Genomic DNA, 20511 nt, shown 5'->3' on the forward strand with positions numbered 1-20511 from the left:
AGTATGTCATACCTATTCTCGAATGGATTGAACCGCCGCTCGATGCTCAAGACCATGGCCGCGGGCGCTGGTCTGGCAGGCGCCGGAACACTTGTGAATATCGTCCCAGGCTTTGCTCAGGACACCTTCAAGGTTTCCATGCAGCTCGGCTGGCTGGCCGGTAACGGCAACCTGGGAGAAATCGCGGCCGACAAGCTGGGCTATTTTGCGGAAGAAGGTCTTGAATTCGAAATCGTGCCGGGGGGGCCGAATGTCGATGGTGTGGCGTCCGTCGCTTCCGGGCGGTCCAATCTCGGCCAGGTGTCTTCCAGCCCCTCTCTCATGTTGGCGCGCTCGGCGGGCATTCCGGTGAAATGTATTGCCGCCGGTTACCAGCAGCATCCCTACACGTATTTCTCGCTCAAGAAGAACCCGATCAAGACACCGCAGGACATGATCGGCAAGACCATCGGCACTCAGGCGACCGGACGGATCCTGTTCCGCGCGCTTCTGGCCAAGAACGGCATATCCGAGGATCAGGTTGAACTGAAGGTCATCGGCAGTGACATGGCGCCGCTGCTGACGGGGCAGGTCGATGCGATTACCGGCTGGAAGACAAACGTCAACGCGCTTTCGATCCTAGGGGACCAGCGTGTCGACATGTCCCTGTGGGATGCCGGCATCCAGCTTTATGCCAACCCCTTCTACACCACGGACACGGTGCTGAACGAGCATGGCGACAAGGTGCAGGCCATGATCCGCGCCATCTCGCGCGGCTGGGGCTGGGTTCGTGAGAACCAGGAAGAAGCCGTCAACTATCTGGTCGAGCGCCTGCCGAACCTGGACAGGGAAAGCGAACTGAAGGCGGTGCCGCTGGTGGTCGGATATTCCTTCAACGAAAAGACCGCCGAAAACGGCTGGGGCACCATGACCCGCGAAAACTGGCAGGCCCAGATCGAGACTTACGAAAATCTCGAGCAATTCGCGAACGGGGCGCCTGCCGTCGACGATGTGATGACGCTGTCGGTCCTGGAGAGCACCGCAGACAGCCGCCCGAAGGTCGGTTAAGGCCATGGAAGCGGTATTGGAAAATCTGGACGCAGGCACATTGGTGCCTGCAGCCAGCCTGCGCAATGCCTGGGTCAAGTTCGGTCAGTTCACCGCGATCCAGGACATCAGCCTGGAGATCGAGGCGGGAGCCTTCTATTCCATCCTTGGTCCGTCGGGGTGTGGCAAGTCGACCTTGCTCCGGCTGGTGTCTGATCTCATCCCGCCTGCATCCGGGGACGTGTCGATCTTCGGCAAGACGACCGAGGCTGCCCGTCTGGCACGGGAATTTGCCTTCGTGTTTCAGGACGCGACGCTGCTGCCCTGGCGCACGGCCTTGGAGAACGTCCAGCTGCCCCTGGAAATGGGGCAGAGCCGCGGGATCCAGATCCCCGTCAGCGACAAGTCGCCGATGGAACTGCTTGAGCTCGTCGGGCTCAAGGGCCGCGAACACGCACTGCCGCACGAGCTTTCCGGAGGCATGCGCCAGCGTGTGGCGATTGCCCGTGCACTGGTCTGCAAACCGAAGCTGTTGCTGATGGACGAGCCCTTCGGTGCGCTCGACGAGATGACCCGCGACCACCTGAACCTTCAGCTTCTGAAGGTCTGGGAGGAAACCGGCGTGACGATCCTGTTCGTAACCCACTCGATCCCGGAAGCGGTCTTTCTGGGGCAGAAGGTGCTGATGCTCAAGGCGCATCCGGGCCGCCTGCACGAGATCGTCGATATCGATCTGCCATATCCGCGCACCACCGAGTTGCGGGATACGGCGGAATTCACCCGATACTCCGCGCATTTGCGCAAACTTCTGGAGGCGTGCTGATGACTGCCGTCGACGAAACGATGGGCATGCCGGTGGATGATGACGCTGCCGAAAAGGCCATGGCGCGCAGGGCACGGCTGACTGCTGTCGCGACCCCGGTGCTGACTGCGGTCGGCCTGATCGCCACCTGGGAAATCGGCGTCCGGGCCTTTGGAGTGCCGAGCTACATCGCCCCGGCTCCGAGCGAAGTCGCAACAACGCTGGTGACCGAATTTCCGCAGTTGATGCGGAACTTCTGGCCAACACTGTTCGAAAGCGTGCTCGGCTTTGTCGTCGGCAACGTGGCTGCAGTGCTGATCGCGATCGCCTTCGTGCACAGCCGGATGGTGGAGCGGGCGTTCTTCCCGATCGCGGTGTTCATCAACACCATTCCGATCCTGGCCATTGCCCCGATCCTGGTTCTGATCTTCGGAGCCGGACTGACCGCAAAGGTCGTCATCGCTGCCCTGATCTGTTTCTTCCCGACACTGGTCAATATGGTACGCGGCCTGCAGTCGGTCAGCCCTCAGGCGCTGGAGTTGGCACGGATCCTGTCCGCCTCCAAGTCGGAAGTGTTCTGGAAGATCCGCCTGCCGTCTTCGCTGCCGTTCCTGTTTTCGGCACTGAAGATCGCAGCCACCACCTGTGTCATCGGCGCCATCGTCGGGGAATGGGTTGGCGCGGATGTCGGGCTGGGTGCGTTGATCATCGATGCCACGTTCAATTTCCGCTCCGCCTTGCTCTACGCGACAGTCTTCCTGTCGTCGGGCCTGTCGGTGCTGATGTTTGCCGCTGTTTCCATTGCCGAACGCATGATCGTGCGGTGGTGAAGCGGATCTGAACCAAACGAAAATCTGAACTGAAACCGGGCCGTCGCTTGGCGGCCCAACGGGAGGAGTGCGCCGAAATGAGCACCAACACAACGCAGATTTCCTTGACCCGCAATGAGCAGGTTCCGGTCGTCGCAGACTGCGACGTGGTTGTCATCGGCGGTGGCCCCGCCGGCCTGAGTGCCGCCGTATCGGCTTCCAGAAACGGCTGCTCGGTGACCCTGCTCGAGCGTTACCACCACCTTGGCGGCATGGCCTCCGGCGGAATGGTTCTGGTGCTCGATGATATGGTCAACGAGGGCAACGAAATTGTCACGACGGGCATCGTCAACGAATTCGTCGACCGGATGTCGGCTCAGGATGGCGCAGTTTTTCCGCCGCCGGAAGATTGCCTGACCAACTGGGAAATGTGGAAGAAGTGGTCCCGTTGGGGCTGCATCGATTTTCACAAGACCGGCATGCCTCAGCCGATCATTCACGCAGTTGCCTTCGACCCCGATTGCTGGAAACGGGTGAGCCTCGACCTGGCTCGTGAGGCAGGTGTCAATTTGCGCCTGCATTCGTGGTTTTCCGAAGCAATGGTGGAAGACGGCCGTGTGACCGGAGTGATCTGCCAGACCAAGCTTGGCCGTCAGGCGATCAAGGCGAAGATGGTGATCGATGCCAGCGGCGATCTGGATGTTGCATCCTCCGCAGGGGCGTCTTTCCAGACCGGACAGTACATCGTTACAACCGTGTTCCGCCTGTGCGACGTCGACACGGACAAGGCGGAAGCCTTCGAGTTCGAAAATCCGGAAGAATACAAGGCCCTGGACCGTCAGGTGCGCCGGGTGATCGGTGGAGCCTGGGGCATGTGGTGGCTGAAGACGCCGCTGCCGGGCATCGTCTGGTGCAATTGCCCGCACATGCCGGGGTATGACGGCCTGTCGCCGGAACACATGCTGGCGGCGGAAGTCGAAGGCCGCGAGCGCATGATGAAGCTGCTCGCCTTCGTGCGCGCCAATCTGCCCGGTTTCGAAAACGCCAAGATGCTGGGTGCCGCGGAACAACTCGGCATTCGCCAGACCCGTCTGTTGCAGGGCGAATATGTGGTCACCCGCGATGACGTGCGCTCCCGCCGTCATTTCTCCGACAGCGTCTGCCGGGGCAGGGACTACTACACGCCTTACAGGGCCCTGCTGCCCAAGGGCATCGACAACATGATCGTTGCTGGCCGCCACTACTCGGTTGAGAGCGAAGCCCAGAAGCTTTCGCGGGAAATACCGCCGTGCATGGCGCAGGGCGAAGCCGCGGGCGTCGCCGTTGCGGTCGCTCTGGAACAGAACTGTGCACTGCGCGACGCCGACGTTGCCACGATCCAGAAACGCATGCGTGCCCAGGGCGCCGACCCCGGCGACATCCCATCAGCAAATGCGCTCGTCGAAGGCACCGTCGCGGCAGAATAAAAAGGATAACAAACGTGAATACCCAAGCTTTCCCACTCTCCGGTGTCCGCATTCTGGACTTCACCCAGGTCATGCTGGGGCCATGTGCAACCCAGATGCTGGCCGACTTCGGTGCGGACGTCATCAAGATCGAGCGCCCCGGTGCAGGCGACCTGTCGCGGCACTTCTTCGACGTGCGGTCGGAAGAGGGCATGAACAACGCCGTCTTCTCGTCGCTGAACCGTAACAAGCGGTCTGTCGAGATCGACACCAAGTCCGATGAGGGCAAGCAGATGGTGTACGATCTGGTGCGCAACGCGGACGTGGTCGTAGACAATTTCCGCGCCGGTGTCATGGACCGTCTGGGCTTCGGCTATGAGGCGCTCCAGGCGATCAATCCCCGCATCATCTGTGCATCCGGAACGGGCTTTGGCGAGAAGGGCCCCTATGCCCACAAGGGCGGGCAGGACGTTCTGGCCCAGGCGATGAGCGGTGTCATGGAAAAGACCGCTGACCCGTCTATCGAGCGGTCCATCTATCCCACCACCTTGTGCGACTATACGGCAGGCATGCACCTGGTTCAGGGCATTCTGGCGGCCTTGCTGGCACGGACGAAGACCGGTCGCGGCCAGAGGGTCTCCGTTTCGCTCTACGATTCCATGATCGCGATGCAGATGCAGGAAGCCGCACAGTGGACCAAGCACCGCGAAGTGCTGAACTGGGCCGCCATGCCCTTGACCGGTGTCTTCGACACCACTGACGGTGCTCTGGTGGTGGTCGGTGCCTTCAAGGCTAATCCGTTGCGCGACATCTGCACCGCGCTTGGCATCGAGGACCTTTCACCCACCTATCCGGACCTCGCCAGCCAGCGTGCCAACAAGCCCTATCTGCAGGACCGGTTTCGGGCTGTCTTCGCAACGGACACGACGGCGCACTGGATCGCCAGGCTGGAAGAGCAGGATCTGCTTTGCGCACCCGTGCGGGCGCTCGGAGAGGCACTCGAAGACCCGCAGACCGCCATCAACGGCATGCTGCTGGATTTCGACCATCCGGTCCTTGGCCCCTTGAGGGTCGTGGGGTCACCCGTGCACTTGAGTGAAGCCCCCCTGAAACTGCGGCACGCGCCGCCGCGCCTGGGCGAACACACCGACGAAGTCATTGCGGAGTTCGGCCTGCAACAGGTGGCAGGGGCGGCGGAATGAGTGTCCTTTTCACCCTCGAAAACCATGTCGCCCGGGTTGTCATCGACCGCCCGGAGCGCATGAACGCGGTCGACAGGGCAACTTCGGACGAGCTGGAAACCATCTGGCGGAAGATCGAAGCCGATCCGACCGTGCGCTGCGTGGTGTTGACCGGTTCGGGTGAACGTGCCTTTTCCGCCGGTGCGGACCTGAAGGATAATAACGGACTGAGTGGGCTTGAATATTGGGCGTCCGCAAACCCGCTTGGGTTCGGAGGCATCGCCCTGAGGCGCTCCTTGAAGGTGCCGGTGATTGCCCGCGTCAACGGTCTTGCGCTCGGCGGCGGCATGGAAATGGTTCTCGGCTGCGACATCGTGATTGCCAGCGATAAGGCCAGGTTCGGCCTGCCCGAAGCAAAGGTGGGCAACCTTCCACTGGCAGGCGGGATGACACTGCTTCAGCGTCTTGTCCCCCGCAATATCGCTGTCGGACTGATGATGACCGGCCGGATGGCAAGCGCGGTGGAGATGGAGCGCTACGGGCTCGTCAATGCCGTCGTGCCGCAGGACGAACTCGATGCGGAAGTGGACCGCTGGATTGCCGACATTCTGGCAAGTGCGCCGCTTTGCGTGCAGGCGATCAAGGCCACGGTACGCGAAACCGGTGAAATGCCGCCCGACCAGGCACAGGCCGTGCGGTCTCCCGAACTGATCGCCGCCCTCACGTCAGAAGATTCCCTCGAAGGGGTTCGGGCGTTCCGGGAAAAGCGCGCGCCGGTCTGGCAAGGCAAATGAGTTGAGAGATCAAGATGGCGCTGATCATCAAGAGCGAATGCATTGATGTGAAGGACGGGATCTGCACCACGTCCTGTCCGGTCGACTGCATCTATGAAGGCGAGCGGATGTTCTACATCCACCCCGAAGAATGCATCGAATGCGGCATGTGCGAGAGCATCTGCCCGGTCGACGCGATCCGCTACGACGACGAGGTGACCGGTGCGGACCGGGCGTTCATCGAGATCAACAAGGATGTGTTCCAGGGTCCGAACGGAGGGCTGGTTTCGCCAGGTGGCTGGACCAGGGGCGATACGCCTTTCCGGGACCACCCTGCGGTGCGGGATTTTTTCAAACGCGATTTTGAGGAACAGACGACATGAAGGGGATAGTTGCGGCGGTACCGACACCGCTCGATGCGCATGGCGCACCGGTGAAAGATACCTTTCTGGAACATTGCACCTGGGCGATGGCCAACGGGTGCGATGCCCTGAACATCCTGGGTACGACCGGTGAGGCAAATTCTCTAGGTCTGGCCCAGCGCAAGCAAGTGATGGCCTGGGCGGCCGAGGCCTTTGATACAAGCCGTCTTATGGTCGGCACGGGTCTCACGTCCCTTGAGGACACGCTGGACCTCACGCGCGCAGCTGCCGACATGGGCTATGGCGTCGCGCTGGTCCTGCCGCCGTTCTACTACAAGCCTGTCACCGAAGAGGGGCTGGTTGCCTGGTACGAAGCGCTGGACCGGGCACTCGGCGCGACACCGATCGAGATCTATTTCTATAATTTCCCACAGATGACGGGCTTGAAGATACCGGCGGATGTCGTCGAGCGTCTGGCAAAAGCCCATCCGAAAAGGTTCACGGGTATCAAGGATTCTTCCGGCGATCTCGACTATTGCCGGGAGCTTGTCCGGCGGCTGCCAGACCTGAAGGTGTTCCCAAGTTCTGAAACGGCACTCGCGGAAGGCCCTGGAGCCGGGTTCGCAGGGTGCATTTCCGCCACCGTGAACATCAGCGCGCCCCTTTGTGCGCGGCTCCTGCAGGATCCTGCAGACAAGGCAGTGGCTGGCCGGGTCGCCAGCATACGGGCGGACATTGCTGCCCACCCGCTGGTGCCTGCGGTCAAATATCTTGTCGGCCGGCGCGCTGATGAAAGTGCCTGGAACCGCGTCCTGCCTCCCTTTCAACAACTGGACGATGCCGCATGCGGGTCTCTCGACCGCATTGCCGAAACCCTTTGAAACCGGAATTCCAATGACAAAGCACGATAATCTGATCGGCGGCAAATGGCTGCCTTCCAACACCTATTCCGAAAACCGCAATCCTTCGAACACCGATGACGTCGTTGGCCTTTATGCCCAGGGAAGCGTTGACGATGTCGATGCCGCCGTCACGGCAGCGCGCAAGGCCGCGCCGGGCTGGGCAACGGCAACGCCGCAGACCCGCCATGATCTGCTGGAAGCGGTTGGGCGAAAGTTGGCGGAACGGGCCGAAGAATATGGCCGCCTGCTGTCGCGCGAGGAAGGCAAGACGCTGGCGGAAGGCATCGGTGAAACCATGCGCGCCGCCCAGGTTTTCAAGTTCTTTGCCGGTGAAGCGTTGCGCGTGACCGGCGATATGCAGGCCTCCGTGCGGCCCGATATCGACGTTGAGGTTACGCGTGAGCCGGTCGGTGTGATCGGCCTGATCACCCCGTGGAACTTTCCCATCGCCATTCCCGCCTGGAAGGCAGCACCTGCGCTGGCCTATGGCAATTGCGTCGTTTTGAAACCGGCGGACCTGACGCCGGGCTGCGCTCATGTGATCGCAACGCTGCTGGATGAATGCGGCTGTCCGCCCGGTGTCTTCAACCTGGTCATGGGGCGCGGTTCTGTTGTTGGCGAGGCCATCGTCACCCATCCGGATGTCGATGCGGTTTCCTTCACCGGGTCCGTTGCCACGGGAAGCCATATTGCCGAAGTGTGCGGACGGCTTAAACGCAAGTGCCAGCTTGAAATGGGTGGCAAGAACCCGATGGTGGTGCTGGATGACGCCGATCTGGATGTCGCCGTTTCCGCATGCCTGAACGGGACGTTCTTTTCCACCGGCCAACGCTGCACCGCGTCCTCGCGCATGATCGTGCAGGCGGGAATTCACGACGCTTTCGTTGAGAAACTGCAAACAGCAATGCTGGCCTTGAAGGTCGGGGATGCGCTTGATCCCGCTACCCAGATTGGACCGGTGGTCGACGAAAAACAGCTCTCTTCGAACCTTGCCTATGTGGACCTCGCCCGGAAAGAAGGCGCAAAGGTGATTGGCGGCGAGCGGCTCGAACTTGCCGTGCCCGGCTATTTTCAGGCCCCGGCACTGTTTCTCGAGACGACCAATTCCATGCGCATCAACCGGGAAGAGATTTTCGGTCCCTGTGGATCCGTCATCAAGGTGGCCGACTTCGAGGAAGCCATTACAGTTGCAAACGACACCGAATTCGGCCTGTCAGCCGGTATCTGCACCACAAGCCTGAAACATGCCCGCGACTTCAAGCGGCGTGTCAGGGCCGGTATGGTGATGGTCAACCTGCCGACCGCCGGTGTTGATTTTCACGTTCCCTTCGGCGGCACCAGGGGATCGTCTTTTGGACCACGTGAACAGGGCCGCTACGCGGCGGAATTCTTCACCACGGTCAAGACCAGCTACCTGTTTGCAGGCTAGGAGAAGCACATTGGACAGCAAATCCGGCAAATGGCGCAACCGGTTTCTCGGGCTGTGCGATCACATCGCACAATGGTCTGAAGATCGCGACTTCAAGGTGGGCGCAGTCATTGTCGGGCCTGGCCAGGAAATCCGCGCGACAGGTTACAACGGCCTGCCGCGCGGGGTCTCCGGAACGGACGAAACCCGTCTCGATCGCCCGAGCGGTGAAAAGTTCTTCTGGGTGGAACACGCCGAACGCAATGCGATCTACAACGCAGCCCGCGCCGGTGTAGCGCTTGCCGGTTGCACCCTCTACGTCAACCGGTTTCCCTGTGCGGACTGCGCGAGAGCGATCATTCAAAGCGGGCTGTCCTGTGTGGAATGCCCGCCCAGACCATCGCATGATGGCAAGCTCGATCACAGTTTTGAGGTTTCCGAGATCATGCTCAAGGAAGCTGGTATTCGGCTATTGCTGTAGGAAACCTCATTCGCCGGCTTGGCTATCCATGTCATTGATGAATTTTCTGATCGTCGGTTTGAGTTCTGGTTGTTTCAGAATGTTCATATGCGTGGTTCCGGGCAGGATTGCCAGGCGGGCGTCGGGAATGGTTTTTGACAGATAGAGCGCATGCTCTGCCAGGATGAAGTCGTTGTCACCGTTCATGATCAGCGACGGCACGGGAATTGCCGCGACCTGTTGCTCTGTCCATCCCCAGTCCGTGGTTATGAACCTGCTCATTTTTTGCATCGTCACCGGCGCGGCCTCGGCACCTCCCGGGTTCACGGCCGCAATCTCGGCGAACATCTCCGCAAATTCCTCTTCGCTCGGCATCATCGCCAGAACTTCGGCCGGCGGCACATAGTCCGGGTCCTTCTGCATTCGGATGATGCCGGGCACAAAGCCGTCTGGCGAGGCGCTGCCGGAAATGCTTGTCAGAGAGGCCAGTCTGTTCGGCATGTTGACCGCAAGGTCAAGTCCCAGCATGCCACCCGCCGAGAACCCGACGACATGAACCTTTTCCACTGACAGGGCATCAAGCACACCGATGGTATCAATGCGCATGGTCTCCAGGGTGATTGGTTCGTTATTCAGAGGCGTGTGTCCGTGCCCCTGCTGCTCGACGCCAATCACTGGCCGGTCCTCGACAAGTTCAGGGATGAAGGCGCCAAAGCTTGAGGCGATACTCTGCATGCCGCCGTGAAGGAGGAGAACCGGCGTTTCGCCGGTCTCCAGGTCTCCGTGAACTTCGTAATAGACGTCGTGACCGTTCACGGTAACCGTGTCTGCCTGCGCAAGGCTTGTGATCAGCAACGTTGCAGCTGCACCTAATAGTGATTTCTTCATATCGGATTTCTCGAAATTACAGGGCTGGTTCACGAAATCTCCGGCCATTCGGGTACGGTCAGTCGCCCCGGCGGGCCGCATCGATGGCTGCCACGTCGATTTTCTTCATCTCCATCATTGCGCCAAAGGCGCGCTTTGCTTCGCCGCCACCGGCAGCCAGGGCTTCCATCAGCGTGCGCGGCGTGATCTGCCAGGAAATGCCCCATTTGTCCCTGCACCATCCGCAGGCGCTTTCCTCGCCGCCATTGTCGACAATGGCGTTCCAGTAACGGTCTGTTTCTTCCTGATCCTCGGTCGAAACCTGGAAAGAGAACGCTTCGCTGTGCTTGAATGTGGGACCGCCGTTCAGGCCGAGACAAGGAATGCCCAGCACGGTAAATTCCACGGTCAGAACGTCGCCCTCTTTCCCGGAAGGATAGTCGCCAGGGGCGTGGTTGACGGCTTTCAGGGCACTGTCTGGAAAGGTTTCAGCGTAAAATCGTGCCGCGGCCTCGGCGTCTTTTTCGTACCAGAGGCAAATCGTGTTCTTTGCAATCGACATTGTTTCCAGTCCTGGAGTTATACCGTCGCCCCGGATGGCTCTACTCAAAGATCCAGAGGCGACATGACATTGTTTGCGGAAAAGCCCGCGTCAGCCCGTGCTGCGTTTCGCTTGTTCGGCGTCCGCCGCCTGCCAATGCTGCATGTGATCTGCCATGGCCTTCTTGAAAGCGGGGCGGGATGTTGCCCGTTCGACATAGGCTGCAAGATGCGGATGGGCATCAAGGGCCTCTTCGGCCGCGACCACGCGCAGCACGTCCACCATCGCGATGTCGGCGACGGAGAAGTCACCGTCGAGCCACTCCTTGTCGCCCAGAGCCAGCTGTAGCGCAGTCAGCTTGGTTTCCATGTCTGCCTTGGCGTGAGCCCTGACGTCAGCTGCCGGAGGAGGGCCGAAGAATTCCGGGACCCGCCCGGCCAGGATCATGCTGACCCAGTGCATCACCGACAATTCAACCGTGTTCAGCGCGGCGAACAGCCACTGCCAGATTTCCGCTTTCCGCTCGTCCGGCAGCAACGGGGTGCCTTCGCAAAGGTAGACAAGGATCGCTCCGCTTTCGAAAAGCGTCTGCTCACCGTCCTGGATTACGGGCACTTGCGTAAATGGCTGCAGCTTGCGGTGTTCGGTGCTCTTGGGGTGTGCGGGCACGGTCGCAACCTGGTAGCTGCGACCAATCTCCTCCAGGCCCCAGCGGACCCGTAGATCCCGCACGAACCCGCGTGGAAACTCCGGCAGCCAGTCGAAGGTGTAGAGGGTAAGGGTCATGCGGCTTTCTCCGAGTCGAAGAGCGGATCGAAGCCGGCCCACATCATCCGCATTCCGTCGAAAGGCATTGCGGACATGTCCATGTCGGCCATCCCCGCTTCCATTTCTTTGGCAGCGGCATCACATGTGGCGCGGTCCGGCCAGGCAACCCAGCTGAAGACGGGCACTTCGGTGTCTTCCACCTTGGAGGCCCGGTAGAAATCGGTCTTCTGGCCGCGCGGTACATCCGTGCCCCAGTTTTCGATCATCCCGAGAGCGCCGAATTTCTCGAACATCTTCCAGCCTTCGTCCGCCATCTCGGCGTAGGCCTTCTTGTTCGTTTCGGGCACCGCCAGCAGAAACCCCTGATAATAGCCAGCGTCGCTGTGCCTGCCTGCCTCATAGACAGGGGAAAATCCGCCGAAGATCATCCGGCTGCCATCGAAGGGCATTTCCGGAATTTCCTTCATGGCAGGGTCGTTCTGCATCTTTTCCCAGGAAGCATCGGCAGCAGCCTTGTCCGGCCATTCGATCCAGGAAAACACGATTGCCTCGTCTTCCTTGGCATCGACGGCGCCGTAGAAGTCCGTAACCTTGCCCTTCGGAACATCAACACCCCAGGTTTCGACCATGCGGGTGGCGCCGTAGGATTTGAACAGAGGCCAGGCAGCGGCGATGTGGTCGGCATATTTCTGCTTGTTTGCGGCCGGAACAGCCGCTACCGCACCTGTGAAATAGGACATGGCGATCATTTCCTCCTTTTTGTCGGGATGATGGGAACATCCCGGTTGCAGCATTATCGTGACAGCGTTAGTATGAAAAAACAACTGCCAGTATGAAAAAATGACCAAAGAGACAAAAACAACAACGCGCCTTCGTTATGACGAGGGGTGCCTGGCCGCCCACGCCCTGAACCTAATAGGTGACAGGTGGGCTCTGCTCGTCGTGCGCGAGCTTATGTTTTCCGCAAAACGCTTTCAGATGATCCGCGCCGGGTTGCCGGGCATAACCGCGAGTGTTCTGACCGGCCGTCTTGCACAGCTCGTCGAGGTCGATGTTATCGAACACGACGAGCGACTGGGGGTGTATTCCCTGACGGAGGCGGGCCAGGCTCTGCTGCCTGTGCTGGAATCGCTGTGCCGGTGGGCGTTGCTGGTGCCCGGTCACGATCCGACGCGTTTCATCAGCCCGTCTGCCTTGATGATATCCATGGGTGTCAACGTCGTTCCGGAGGCTGCGGCGCAAAGAGACGCGCTTGCCGGATTCGATTTCAAGGGCGAGGCATTCGAGATGCAGCTGAGCTCCGGCAGGGTTCACACCAAGGCGGTTTCCCGTCCTGACACGCCCTTTGTGCTTTCCGGCAACGGCAACCGGATGGCTTCAGCCGTTTATGGGTCAGTTCCGCTTGCGGATCTGATCGCCAAAGGCGTGGTCGAGGTGTCGGGAGACGCGTCCCTTGCTGCTGAATTCGTCTCGCGGTTCAAACTGCAACGGAAGGCCTGAGTTGGCCGGAGGGCCAGTTGGTGCTGTCGCCCGTGCCAGTACCTGTACCGGCTCCGGGCTTTGTAATAAAAATTTCATCGAACTGTAGCCTGCAATTCAAATTGCAAAACTAGAACGATGGCATGTCAAAACCTGTGCCATCCTCCGGTTTCCTGTCCGATCTCATCACCCGCAACGCCTCCCGGCTGACGGGGTCCGATACCCGTCTACTCGATGTGCTGGTCAAGGACCCGATCCGAGCCGCCATCGAAAACGGCAAGGAAGTGTCCCTTCGCGCGGGCGTGCATCCCGCCGCAGCGGTGCGTCTGGCCAAGCGGCTCGGCTTTGAAGGTTATCCGGAATTTCGAGCCTACCTGCAGGCAAATCTGGTTGAGGAAGGCAACGACTTCGAGAACCCGGCCGCCCGCATGGCGGCCCGTCTGGTGCGGGCGGAAGAAGGGCAAGTGCTGTCGTCCGTGCTCGACAGTGAAATTGCCGCCCTCGAGGCCTTGCGTACTGCCGTCCCCGACAGCGATATCCGCGCCTTCTCCGAAGCCCTGCGCGATGCCCGCAAGATCTTCATTTTCGGTCGCGGTCATGCCGCGAGCCTGTCCTCACTGATTGCCCTGCGCTTGCAGCGCTCCGGCTATGATGCCGCCGACCTTGGCGACCGCACCCATCACTTTGCCGAGATGCTGAACAGGCTCTCACCGGACGATGTCGTCTGGCTGCTCGCGTTCCGCCGCCCTTCCCAGCAAATCAGCGATGCAAACGGGATTGCGTCCATGCGCGGCGTGACAAGGTTGGCGCTGACGGACCTGCTCGCGGCCCGGTTCGACCCCGCGCCCGATCATCAGATCTGCGCCTCGCGCGGTGAGGCGGGCGAATCCCAGTCGCTGGTCGTGCCGATGACCATTGCCAACGCGGTCATTCTCGATCTGGCCGGTATCGATGGCGGTAGATCGATCCGGTCCCTGGAGGAATTCAAGGCATTTCGTCAATCGCTGCCGCCACGCTGGCGCAGATGAGTTCGCCAGCAAACCTGCCCCTTCCCGGAAGCGGGGCCGGACACGGAAGTCGCTGAACAAACCAAAAAAGACCGCCGTTGGAACCGGCGGCAAAGTCTCGTGCGCAAACGGAAATAGTTCACTCTGACAAGGATGACTCCATGTTGAAGAATTTGAAGAAAGTGCTGTTGGCGGGCCTGATCGGCCTTTCTGGCAGCGTCGGTGCCGCGCAGGCGGACGTCACGGTTGAATTCTGGCACAGCTTCGATGGGAGCGGCGGCGAAGCGCTTGGCGAGATCATCGAGAACTTTCAGGCTGCCAACCCTGATATCAAGATCGATGCCCAGTTCATCGGCAACTACAATGATATCGTCGCCAAGCTCCAGGCTGCCATCCCGGCGCGCCGGGCGCCGGACGCGGTGATCATGGAAGTTACCCGGTATGGTCTCTTCGCTGACCGCGGCGTGCTGTTGGATCTGACCGAAAAGGTCAACAACGACCCGCTCAAGGACGACCTGTTCGATTTTGCCCGCGAAGTCGGCGTCTTTGAGGGCAAGAACTACATCGTGCCGTTCAATTCTTCCACGCCGGTGCTCTACTACAACAAGGAGATCTTCGAGCGGGCCGGCTTTGCCGAAGAGCCGGCGCTCAAGACCTACGACGATCTTCTGGCGGTATCCAAACAGATTACCGAGAAGCTGGGCGACGAAGGCATCACGGGCATTGCCGCACCGGGCCAGTTCGCACGTTGGGGTCTCATCATGGATAACGACAGTGACCTGATCGACAGCAAGACCGGCGAGATCCTGATCGACAGCCCGAACACGATCGAAGCCTATGAATGGATGGCCTCGCTGGTACATGAGCACAAGGTTGCCTCTGCCGACGGCGTGACCAAGGAAAACAACGGCAGGGATGCCTTCCTGGCCGGCAAGGTCGGCATCATGTTGAATTCAACCGGCAACTACGGTCGCTCCAAGAAGGCGCTCGGCGATAACCTTGCCGTTCGTCCGATGCCTTGCAACAAGGTGTGCGCCGTGCCGATCGGTGGGGCAGGTATCGGCATTCTGTCGTCAGCCGACAAGGAAACACAGGACGCCGCCTACAAGTTCATCAGCTTTGCCGCCTCACCCGAGTCCAACGCCACCTGGTTCTCCGGCACCGGCTACATGCCGATCAACAAGAATACCGCCAAACAGCCGCTGGCCGCCGCCGCCGTTCAGGACAAGCCCGGCATCACGGTTGCGATCGACCAGCTGGACTTCGCCCGTGGCCGTCCGCGCCCGCCGGTGGTCACCTGGATGCGCGCAACCGAATACGACATGTGGCAGGCCATGGCCCTCGGTCAGCGTGATGTCACGGAAACCTTGAAGGATTTCGCGGACCGCACCCGAAAGGAAGCCGAGCGCACCAACTGATCGCCCGATTTTCTTTCGACATCAGCACCGGGCTTCCAGAAGAAGCCCGGTGTCTCCGGAGCCGTTTCCGATGCTGTCCCGCCTGATACCCTATATTCTGGTGCTGCCGCTGATCTCCTTCATCGCGGTGTTCACCTACATTCCGATTGCAGCCAGTCTCAATCTCAGCTTCCGGGAATGGGATTTCCTGTCGCCGACGATGCCCCTTGTCGGTTTCGAAAACTACCGGCTGCTGTTCTCGTCCCACGAGTTCTGGAACTCGCTCAAGGTGACTGCGATCTTTGCCGTCATTTCCGTTCCGATCCGGCTTTGCCTTGCGCTTGTGGTTGCAAGTTACCTGGTCCGGGAGGCTCTGCCGTCCCGTATTCTGCGCGGCGCGCTGTTCCTGCCGTCTGTTACGTCCACCGTTTCCATCGCGGTGGTGTTTTCCTGGCTGTTCGCGACGGACTACGGCATGATCAATGCCTTCCTGCAAACTCTCGGCTTCGGCAAGGTTCCCTGGCTTCAGGACCCGCAGCTCGCGCTCTGGGTGCTGATCATCGTCAACACCTGGAAGCAGCTCGGCTACGATATCGTCATTTACATCGCCGGGCTTCAGGCAATCCCGCAGGAACTTTATGACGCCGCCGCCGTCGATGGCGGCAGGAAAGGCCGCGTCTTCCGCCGTGTAACCGTTCCGCTGGTAATGCCGACAACCTATTTCCTGCTTGTCGTCTCGGTGATCGAGGCCTTTCAGGTGTTCACCGTCGTGGACGTCATGACCAAGGGTGGTCCGGCGGGGGCCACCGACATGCTGGTCAACATGCTCTACCGTGTCGGCTTCACGTTGTTCGATATCGGGCAGGGCTCTGCACTGGCCGTTGTGCTCTTCGTGCTGTTGATGGCATTGGCCCTCTTCAAGGCACGGGTTCTGGGCCGGAGGGTGCATTATGAAGCCTGACAGCCGCATCCTCGCAGGGCTTGCACTGATTGCCGGCCTTCTGTTCCTGTCTCCGGCGCTCTATTCGGTCTTCATGTCGTTCCAGACGGTGGACGCCTATTACACTGGCAAATTCGAGTTCTCCCTGGAGAATTACGAACTGGCCATTGGGCAATACCATTTTGCCCGCTATCTGCTGAACAGCATCGTCGTATCGGGATTGGTCACGTTCATTGCCCTGACGGTGTCGACAATGGCCGCATTTGCCTTTGCCAGGTTTCGTTTTCCTGGCGGCAACCTGCTGTTTGCGGCCGTGGTGGCAACCCTGATGATCCCCAGCCATATCTCGCTGATCCCGAACTACCTGACCCTTGCAAAGGTGGGGTTGCTGGACACCTATGCAGGGCTCATTCTTCCGGCGATTTCCAACGGTTTCGCGGCTTTCTTTTTGCGGCAGTACATCCGCGGCATTCCGATCGCCCTGGATGAAGCGGCCTATATGGACGGAGCAACACCGCTCAAGGTGCTCTGGCGCGTAATCGTGCCGATTGCCCGCCCGGCCATATTCTCCATGGGGCTGTTCATCTTCATCACGGAATGGAACAGCTACATCTGGCCGCTGGTGGCAGTTGGTGATGAAGACCTCTACACGCTCCAGATCGGTCTTGCGCGTCTCTACCGGGTCAACCCGGGTGAAGACGTAATCAATTGGCCGCTGGTGATGGCGGCTTCCACCATCACAATTCTTCCCGTCCTGCTCGGTTTCATATTCGTCGAACGGCACCTGGTGCGTGGCATCACCATGGGTGCGGTCAAGTAAATGGAAGTTTCAATGACACGTATTGCATCTCATCGCGGCGGCACCCTGGAGTTTGGCGACAGCACACCGGCGGGCTTCGAAGCCACTGCGCGGATGGCGCTTGAGGAAGTCGAATTCGACCTGCACCCGACGACAGATGGCGCCATCATGGTCCACCACGATGCGACACTCGAGCGAACGACTGACAGATCCGGCGCGATCTGCGATCTGCGCGAGGCCGAGGTTCGCTCGGCAACGATCGATTACGGCGCGGGAGGCCATCCGCTGTCCCTCCAGGAGCTCTGCGCGATTTACCGGCGCAGTGCCGTTGGCTTCCGCTGCGAGATCAAGCCTGGCCCGGATCGCAGGCCGTATGCCGACTTCGTTCCTAAGGTGGTCGCAATGCTTGCCGCAGAAGGCATGCTGGAGCGTACGGTTTTTTCCTCCTTTCTGGTCGAAACACAGGACGAGCTGGCCAGGGCAACAGAGCGGCCAAGACTATGGCTTGTCAGCCCGCCGGTTCTTCAGCAACTGGGAGCCGCAGGCACACTCGAAGTGGCAAAGGCTCATGGGATCCCGGAAATCGGTGTTCATGTCGATTGCGCAGATGAAGAGTTGATGACTGCTGTCGAGAATGCCGGACTTCAGTTCGGCTGCTGGGCAGCACATACCTGTGCGCAAATCGAAAAGACGCTCCGGCTCGGTGTGAAGGTTTTCACTACTGACCGGCCCAGCCTTGCGATCGCGATCCGGAACCGCTGGCAGGGGGAGGGGCGGTCATGAGCGGGATAGAACTGACAGATATCCGCAAATCCTATCCTGGCGGACCGGAAGTTCTGCATGGTGTTTCGCTGGACATGCAAGCCGGGGAATTCATCGTGATCGTCGGCCCGTCGGGCTGCGGAAAATCCACGCTGCTACGCCTCATCGCCGGCCTGGAGAAATGCGATCAGGGCGATATCCGCATCGGTGGCAAACGCGTCAATGACGTTGCGCCGCAGGATCGGGACATTGCAATGATCTTCCAGAATTACGCCCTCTATCCGCATATGAACGTGCGCCAGAACATTGCCTTTGGTCTGGAGTTGCGCGGCGTCGCCAAGTCAGAGCGCAACACCCGAGCCGAGGAAGTGGCCAGAACGTTGAAGCTTGATCCTTATCTCGACCGAAAGCCGGGCGCCCTGTCCGGCGGCCAGCGTCAGCGGGTCGCGATGGGCCGGGCCATGGCGCGCAACAGTTCCATCTTCCTGATGGACGAGCCGCTGTCCAATCTTGATAACGCCCTGCGGGTTGCCATGCGTTCGGAAATCAAGGAGCTCCACCGGCAACTGGGGGCGACTGTCGTTTACGTAACCCACGATCAGGGTGAAGCCCTTTCCCTGGCGGATCGGATCGCCGTCCTGAAAGATGGAGATCTTCTGCAGTTCGACACGCCCGGCACGATCTACGACCGGCCGGCGAACCGCTTCGTCGCCGGGTTCCTCGGAATGCTGCCGACAAATTTTCTGCCCATAGAAACCTTGCCCTTCTGGTCCGGCAGAACAGGCCTCACGGTCGGCATGCGGCCGGAGCATATGAAGGTACACACCTCGTCACCGGACGTTCCCGCGATCCCCGCACGGATTGTCTTTTCGGAGATGACCGGAGCCAATCTGGTCCTGCATTGTGAAAGCGACGTCGGCAGGTTGATCGTGACCGCCCCGCGGCATGACATGACCTCCGGAGGCGAAACCGTCTGGATCGGCTATGACACCGATCAGGCCATCTACTTCGATGCAGCAAGTGAAAGCCGGGTGGAAATGGCTTGAGCGGTACGGCGTCTTTTGAAACCGGCTGAACCGGTAATCAGAAGCCCTGGAACAGGGTGTCCAGCGCGCGGGTAATTTCCGCAAAGTTCTCGTCGAGGCCGCCGATCGGGTCTCCCAGCTGGGAAACCGCCACGGCGGCGAGGAATTGGGTCGCCATGACGTATTCCTCGCCCTCCCAGCCGAATATCGGATTCAGGTAGGCCGCGGGCACCGGTGCGCGAGTCCTGGGCAAAAGCGGCACGACGACGCGTGTGTTGAGGCTTTCCAGAAGGTCAGCCTGCACATCCAGCACCAGAACGCTGTCCGGTTTCAGCCGGTAGAGCTGATTTCTGGCCATTAAAACAGGCGTCTCGCTTCAAGCGGCAGACCGTGTTCGTCGACAAAGTCGTTGGAGCTGTTCAGGGCTGCCCTGTTTTCCAGTTTCCACCGTTCCGCCCGGGCTTGTGAAACCGCGCGCCGGATACCTTCTTCGGCTGCCTGGGAAATATTCACGCCCAGTTCCTTCGCCGAACCAACCAGCGTCATGTCAATTGTCAAATTGGTCGCTTTGCGTGCGTGAACGCGTGCCATCGTGTTTCCAAACCATTCATACCCGGTGCCCGGATAATAGCGGCACGCTTACGCATTTTCAATGCGCATTATAAATGCGCATTGAAAATTGAGATGCCGATGGCCTCGAGAAAGACCTGTCCAACGCGAAGCGCCCTTACTGTCCAGGAAGACGAGTATCCTTTCACGAAGGGACACTGGGAAGGGGACAAGGCCAGTGAGCGGCAAGAGTTTCCCTTGGACAGGCTCTTTCTCGATTGATCGGGAGTGTCAGTTCAAGTCCATCCCCGCAACGGGAACAACCTGCGCAGGTCCGGAGCGCGTAACCACAGGCCACCCCACATGAACAGGCCCAGATAAAGACTGAACAGCACATGGCTGAACAGGGGTGACCCGGCCCGGATCTGGGTTGCCATGGCACCGCCGAGCAAGCCCATCATCAAGATTGCTCCTAACACGCTGGTGCGCGGAATGAGGTAAAGAACAAGACAGGCCAGTTCGATCAAGCCAATCGGAAATGCGTACCCCGAAGGCCAGCCAAGTTCGGCCAGCGTGTCTTCGGCTACAGGCAGATGGAGCAGCTTCGGCGCAATGGAAGCGCCCAGCATGAACAGGGCGAAAAGGCCCGTCAGAATGCGGCCTGCCCAATGCATGGTGGTCCCGTTACTCATTTCGCGCTCCATCAGATAGACTTGGCAAGTTCTTCAAGCTGCTCGGCAGCCTTGCCCCAGCCTTCGTGAAACCCCATCCGTTCGTGTTCTTCCCTCGCTTCCTTCGTCCAATGCAGAGCCTGAGCGTGGTAACGGGTCCGGCCACCACCCAGATCTTCAAAGGTTACCTCAGCCACCATGAAGGGGCGGCCGGTTGGTTTCCAGCCGGGATGGAATGCGTCGGTGGTGACCAGACGTTCGTTTGGAACGACTTCCAGAAAGACACCGGTATTTGGGAATTCCTCGCCGTTTGGACCATGCATGCGACAGGAAAACTCGCCGCCGGGCCGCAGATCGATACGGGCATCGGAGACATACCAGGGCTTGGGACAGAACCACTTTTCAAGCAGTTTCGGCTCCGTCCAGCAACGCCAGAGTTTTTCTCGCGGAGCATCCAGATCAAGGATCAGTTCGAGTGCATGCTGTTGTTCTGACATCTGATTTCGTCCATTGCGCTGTTGTTGATAGCTCAAGGACG

25 protein-coding genes are annotated in these 20511 nt (G+C 59.9%); 17 read left to right on the forward strand and 8 right to left on the reverse strand.

Features of this window, described 5'->3' with window-relative positions:
• Positions 1-3 precede the first annotated feature (3 nt).
• The 10 genes from FIU93_RS29220 (at position 4) to FIU93_RS29265 (ending at position 9189) form a co-directional block, all read left to right on the forward strand.
• Entirely contained in the window at positions 4-1047 is a 1044-nt protein-coding gene (locus tag FIU93_RS29220; RefSeq protein WP_031269507.1) for an ABC transporter substrate-binding protein, read from the forward strand.
• A gap of 4 nt (positions 1048-1051) precedes the next feature.
• On the forward strand, positions 1052-1849 hold the full coding sequence (locus tag FIU93_RS29225; RefSeq protein WP_055660967.1) for an ABC transporter ATP-binding protein: 798 nt from the start codon (positions 1052-1054) through the stop codon (positions 1847-1849).
• On the forward strand, positions 1849-2658 hold the full coding sequence (locus FIU93_RS29230) for an ABC transporter permease (RefSeq protein WP_023001409.1): 810 nt from the start codon (positions 1849-1851) through the stop codon (positions 2656-2658). The genes FIU93_RS29225 and FIU93_RS29230 overlap by 1 nt, the downstream gene beginning before the upstream one ends.
• A gap of 77 nt (positions 2659-2735) precedes the next feature.
• Positions 2736-4103 (forward strand): FAD-dependent oxidoreductase, encoded by a 1368-nt coding sequence (locus tag FIU93_RS29235; RefSeq protein WP_152507854.1) that lies wholly within the window; start codon positions 2736-2738, stop codon positions 4101-4103.
• Between the two features lie 71 nt (positions 4104-4174).
• Positions 4175-5284, forward strand: a complete 1110-nt coding sequence (locus FIU93_RS29240; RefSeq protein ID WP_286202475.1) for a CoA transferase — start codon at positions 4175-4177, stop codon at positions 5282-5284.
• The gene (locus FIU93_RS29245; RefSeq protein WP_152507856.1) at positions 5281-6057 is read left to right on the forward strand and encodes an enoyl-CoA hydratase-related protein; all 777 of its coding nucleotides are present in this window, start codon (positions 5281-5283) and stop codon (positions 6055-6057) included. The genes FIU93_RS29240 and FIU93_RS29245 overlap by 4 nt, the downstream gene beginning before the upstream one ends.
• A 14-nt stretch (positions 6058-6071) precedes the next feature.
• Positions 6072-6419, forward strand: a complete 348-nt coding sequence (locus FIU93_RS29250) for a ferredoxin family protein (protein WP_152507857.1) — start codon at positions 6072-6074, stop codon at positions 6417-6419.
• A complete protein-coding gene (locus tag FIU93_RS29255; RefSeq protein ID WP_152507858.1) occupies positions 6416-7279 on the forward strand; it encodes a dihydrodipicolinate synthase family protein in 864 nt (287 codons plus the stop codon). The genes FIU93_RS29250 and FIU93_RS29255 overlap by 4 nt, the downstream gene beginning before the upstream one ends.
• 13 nt (positions 7280-7292) lie before the next feature.
• Positions 7293-8729, forward strand: a complete 1437-nt coding sequence (locus FIU93_RS29260; protein WP_152507859.1) for an aldehyde dehydrogenase family protein — start codon at positions 7293-7295, stop codon at positions 8727-8729.
• 10 nt (positions 8730-8739) lie between these two features.
• Complete coding sequence (locus FIU93_RS29265; protein ID WP_152507860.1) at positions 8740-9189, forward strand: deaminase; 450 nt, start codon at positions 8740-8742, stop codon at positions 9187-9189.
• 6 nt (positions 9190-9195) lie between these two features.
• Here FIU93_RS29265 and FIU93_RS29270 read toward each other — a convergent pair whose 3' ends face one another.
• From FIU93_RS29270 to FIU93_RS29285, 4 genes are all read right to left on the reverse strand, one after another.
• On the reverse strand, positions 9196-10089 hold the full coding sequence (locus FIU93_RS29270; protein WP_173017455.1) for an alpha/beta hydrolase: 894 nt from the start codon (positions 10087-10089) through the stop codon (positions 9196-9198).
• A gap of 25 nt (positions 10090-10114) precedes the next feature.
• Positions 10115-10591 carry a VOC family protein gene (locus tag FIU93_RS29275; protein ID WP_152508003.1) on the reverse strand — a complete coding sequence of 159 codons (477 nt, stop codon included), beginning with the start codon at positions 10589-10591 and terminating at the stop codon, positions 10115-10117.
• 96 nt (positions 10592-10687) lie between these two features.
• Positions 10688-11362 carry a glutathione S-transferase family protein gene (locus tag FIU93_RS29280; protein ID WP_152507862.1) on the reverse strand — a complete coding sequence of 225 codons (675 nt, stop codon included), beginning with the start codon at positions 11360-11362 and terminating at the stop codon, positions 10688-10690.
• Entirely contained in the window at positions 11359-12084 is a 726-nt protein-coding gene (locus tag FIU93_RS29285) for a DUF1428 domain-containing protein (protein WP_152507863.1), read from the reverse strand. Before FIU93_RS29285 ends, FIU93_RS29280 begins: the two co-directional genes overlap by 4 nt.
• Before the next feature lie 100 nt (positions 12085-12184).
• Between FIU93_RS29285 and FIU93_RS29290 the strand changes: the two genes are divergently transcribed.
• From FIU93_RS29290 to FIU93_RS29320, 7 genes are all read left to right on the forward strand, one after another.
• Positions 12185-12844 carry a helix-turn-helix domain-containing protein gene (locus tag FIU93_RS29290; RefSeq protein ID WP_152507864.1) on the forward strand — a complete coding sequence of 220 codons (660 nt, stop codon included), beginning with the start codon at positions 12185-12187 and terminating at the stop codon, positions 12842-12844.
• Between the two features lie 122 nt (positions 12845-12966).
• On the forward strand, positions 12967-13851 hold the full coding sequence (locus FIU93_RS29295; protein ID WP_152507865.1) for a MurR/RpiR family transcriptional regulator: 885 nt from the start codon (positions 12967-12969) through the stop codon (positions 13849-13851).
• A gap of 140 nt (positions 13852-13991) precedes the next feature.
• Positions 13992-15248 (forward strand): ABC transporter substrate-binding protein, encoded by a 1257-nt coding sequence (locus FIU93_RS29300; protein WP_031269502.1) that lies wholly within the window; start codon positions 13992-13994, stop codon positions 15246-15248.
• Positions 15249-15318: 70 nt separating this feature from the next.
• Entirely contained in the window at positions 15319-16188 is an 870-nt protein-coding gene (locus tag FIU93_RS29305) for a sugar ABC transporter permease (protein ID WP_152507866.1), read from the forward strand.
• A complete protein-coding gene (locus FIU93_RS29310) occupies positions 16178-16987 on the forward strand; it encodes a carbohydrate ABC transporter permease (protein WP_152507867.1) in 810 nt (269 codons plus the stop codon). The genes FIU93_RS29305 and FIU93_RS29310 overlap by 11 nt, the downstream gene beginning before the upstream one ends.
• 12 nt (positions 16988-16999) lie before the next feature.
• Positions 17000-17749 carry a glycerophosphodiester phosphodiesterase family protein gene (locus FIU93_RS29315; RefSeq protein WP_152507868.1) on the forward strand — a complete coding sequence of 250 codons (750 nt, stop codon included), beginning with the start codon at positions 17000-17002 and terminating at the stop codon, positions 17747-17749.
• Positions 17746-18774 carry an ATP-binding cassette domain-containing protein gene (locus FIU93_RS29320; protein ID WP_152507869.1) on the forward strand — a complete coding sequence of 343 codons (1029 nt, stop codon included), beginning with the start codon at positions 17746-17748 and terminating at the stop codon, positions 18772-18774. Before FIU93_RS29315 ends, FIU93_RS29320 begins: the two co-directional genes overlap by 4 nt.
• Before the next feature lie 37 nt (positions 18775-18811).
• Here the strand turns inward: FIU93_RS29320 and FIU93_RS29325 are convergent, their stop codons facing one another.
• From FIU93_RS29325 to FIU93_RS29340, 4 genes are all read right to left on the reverse strand, one after another.
• Positions 18812-19111: a CcdB family protein gene (locus FIU93_RS29325; protein ID WP_152507870.1), complete on the reverse strand. Its 300-nt coding sequence runs from the start codon at positions 19109-19111 to the stop codon at positions 18812-18814.
• Positions 19111-19344 (reverse strand): type II toxin-antitoxin system CcdA family antitoxin, encoded by a 234-nt coding sequence (locus FIU93_RS29330; protein ID WP_152507871.1) that lies wholly within the window; start codon positions 19342-19344, stop codon positions 19111-19113. Before FIU93_RS29330 ends, FIU93_RS29325 begins: the two co-directional genes overlap by 1 nt.
• A 254-nt stretch (positions 19345-19598) precedes the next feature.
• Entirely contained in the window at positions 19599-19994 is a 396-nt protein-coding gene (locus FIU93_RS29335) for a DoxX family protein (RefSeq protein WP_286202453.1), read from the reverse strand.
• Positions 19995-20005: 11 nt separating this feature from the next.
• Entirely contained in the window at positions 20006-20470 is a 465-nt protein-coding gene (locus FIU93_RS29340; protein ID WP_152507872.1) for an SRPBCC family protein, read from the reverse strand.
• Positions 20471-20511 lie beyond the last annotated feature (41 nt).

The organism is Labrenzia sp. THAF35 (genome assembly GCF_009363595.1).
Taxonomy (GTDB): Bacteria; Pseudomonadota; Alphaproteobacteria; order Rhizobiales; family Stappiaceae; genus Roseibium; species Roseibium algicola.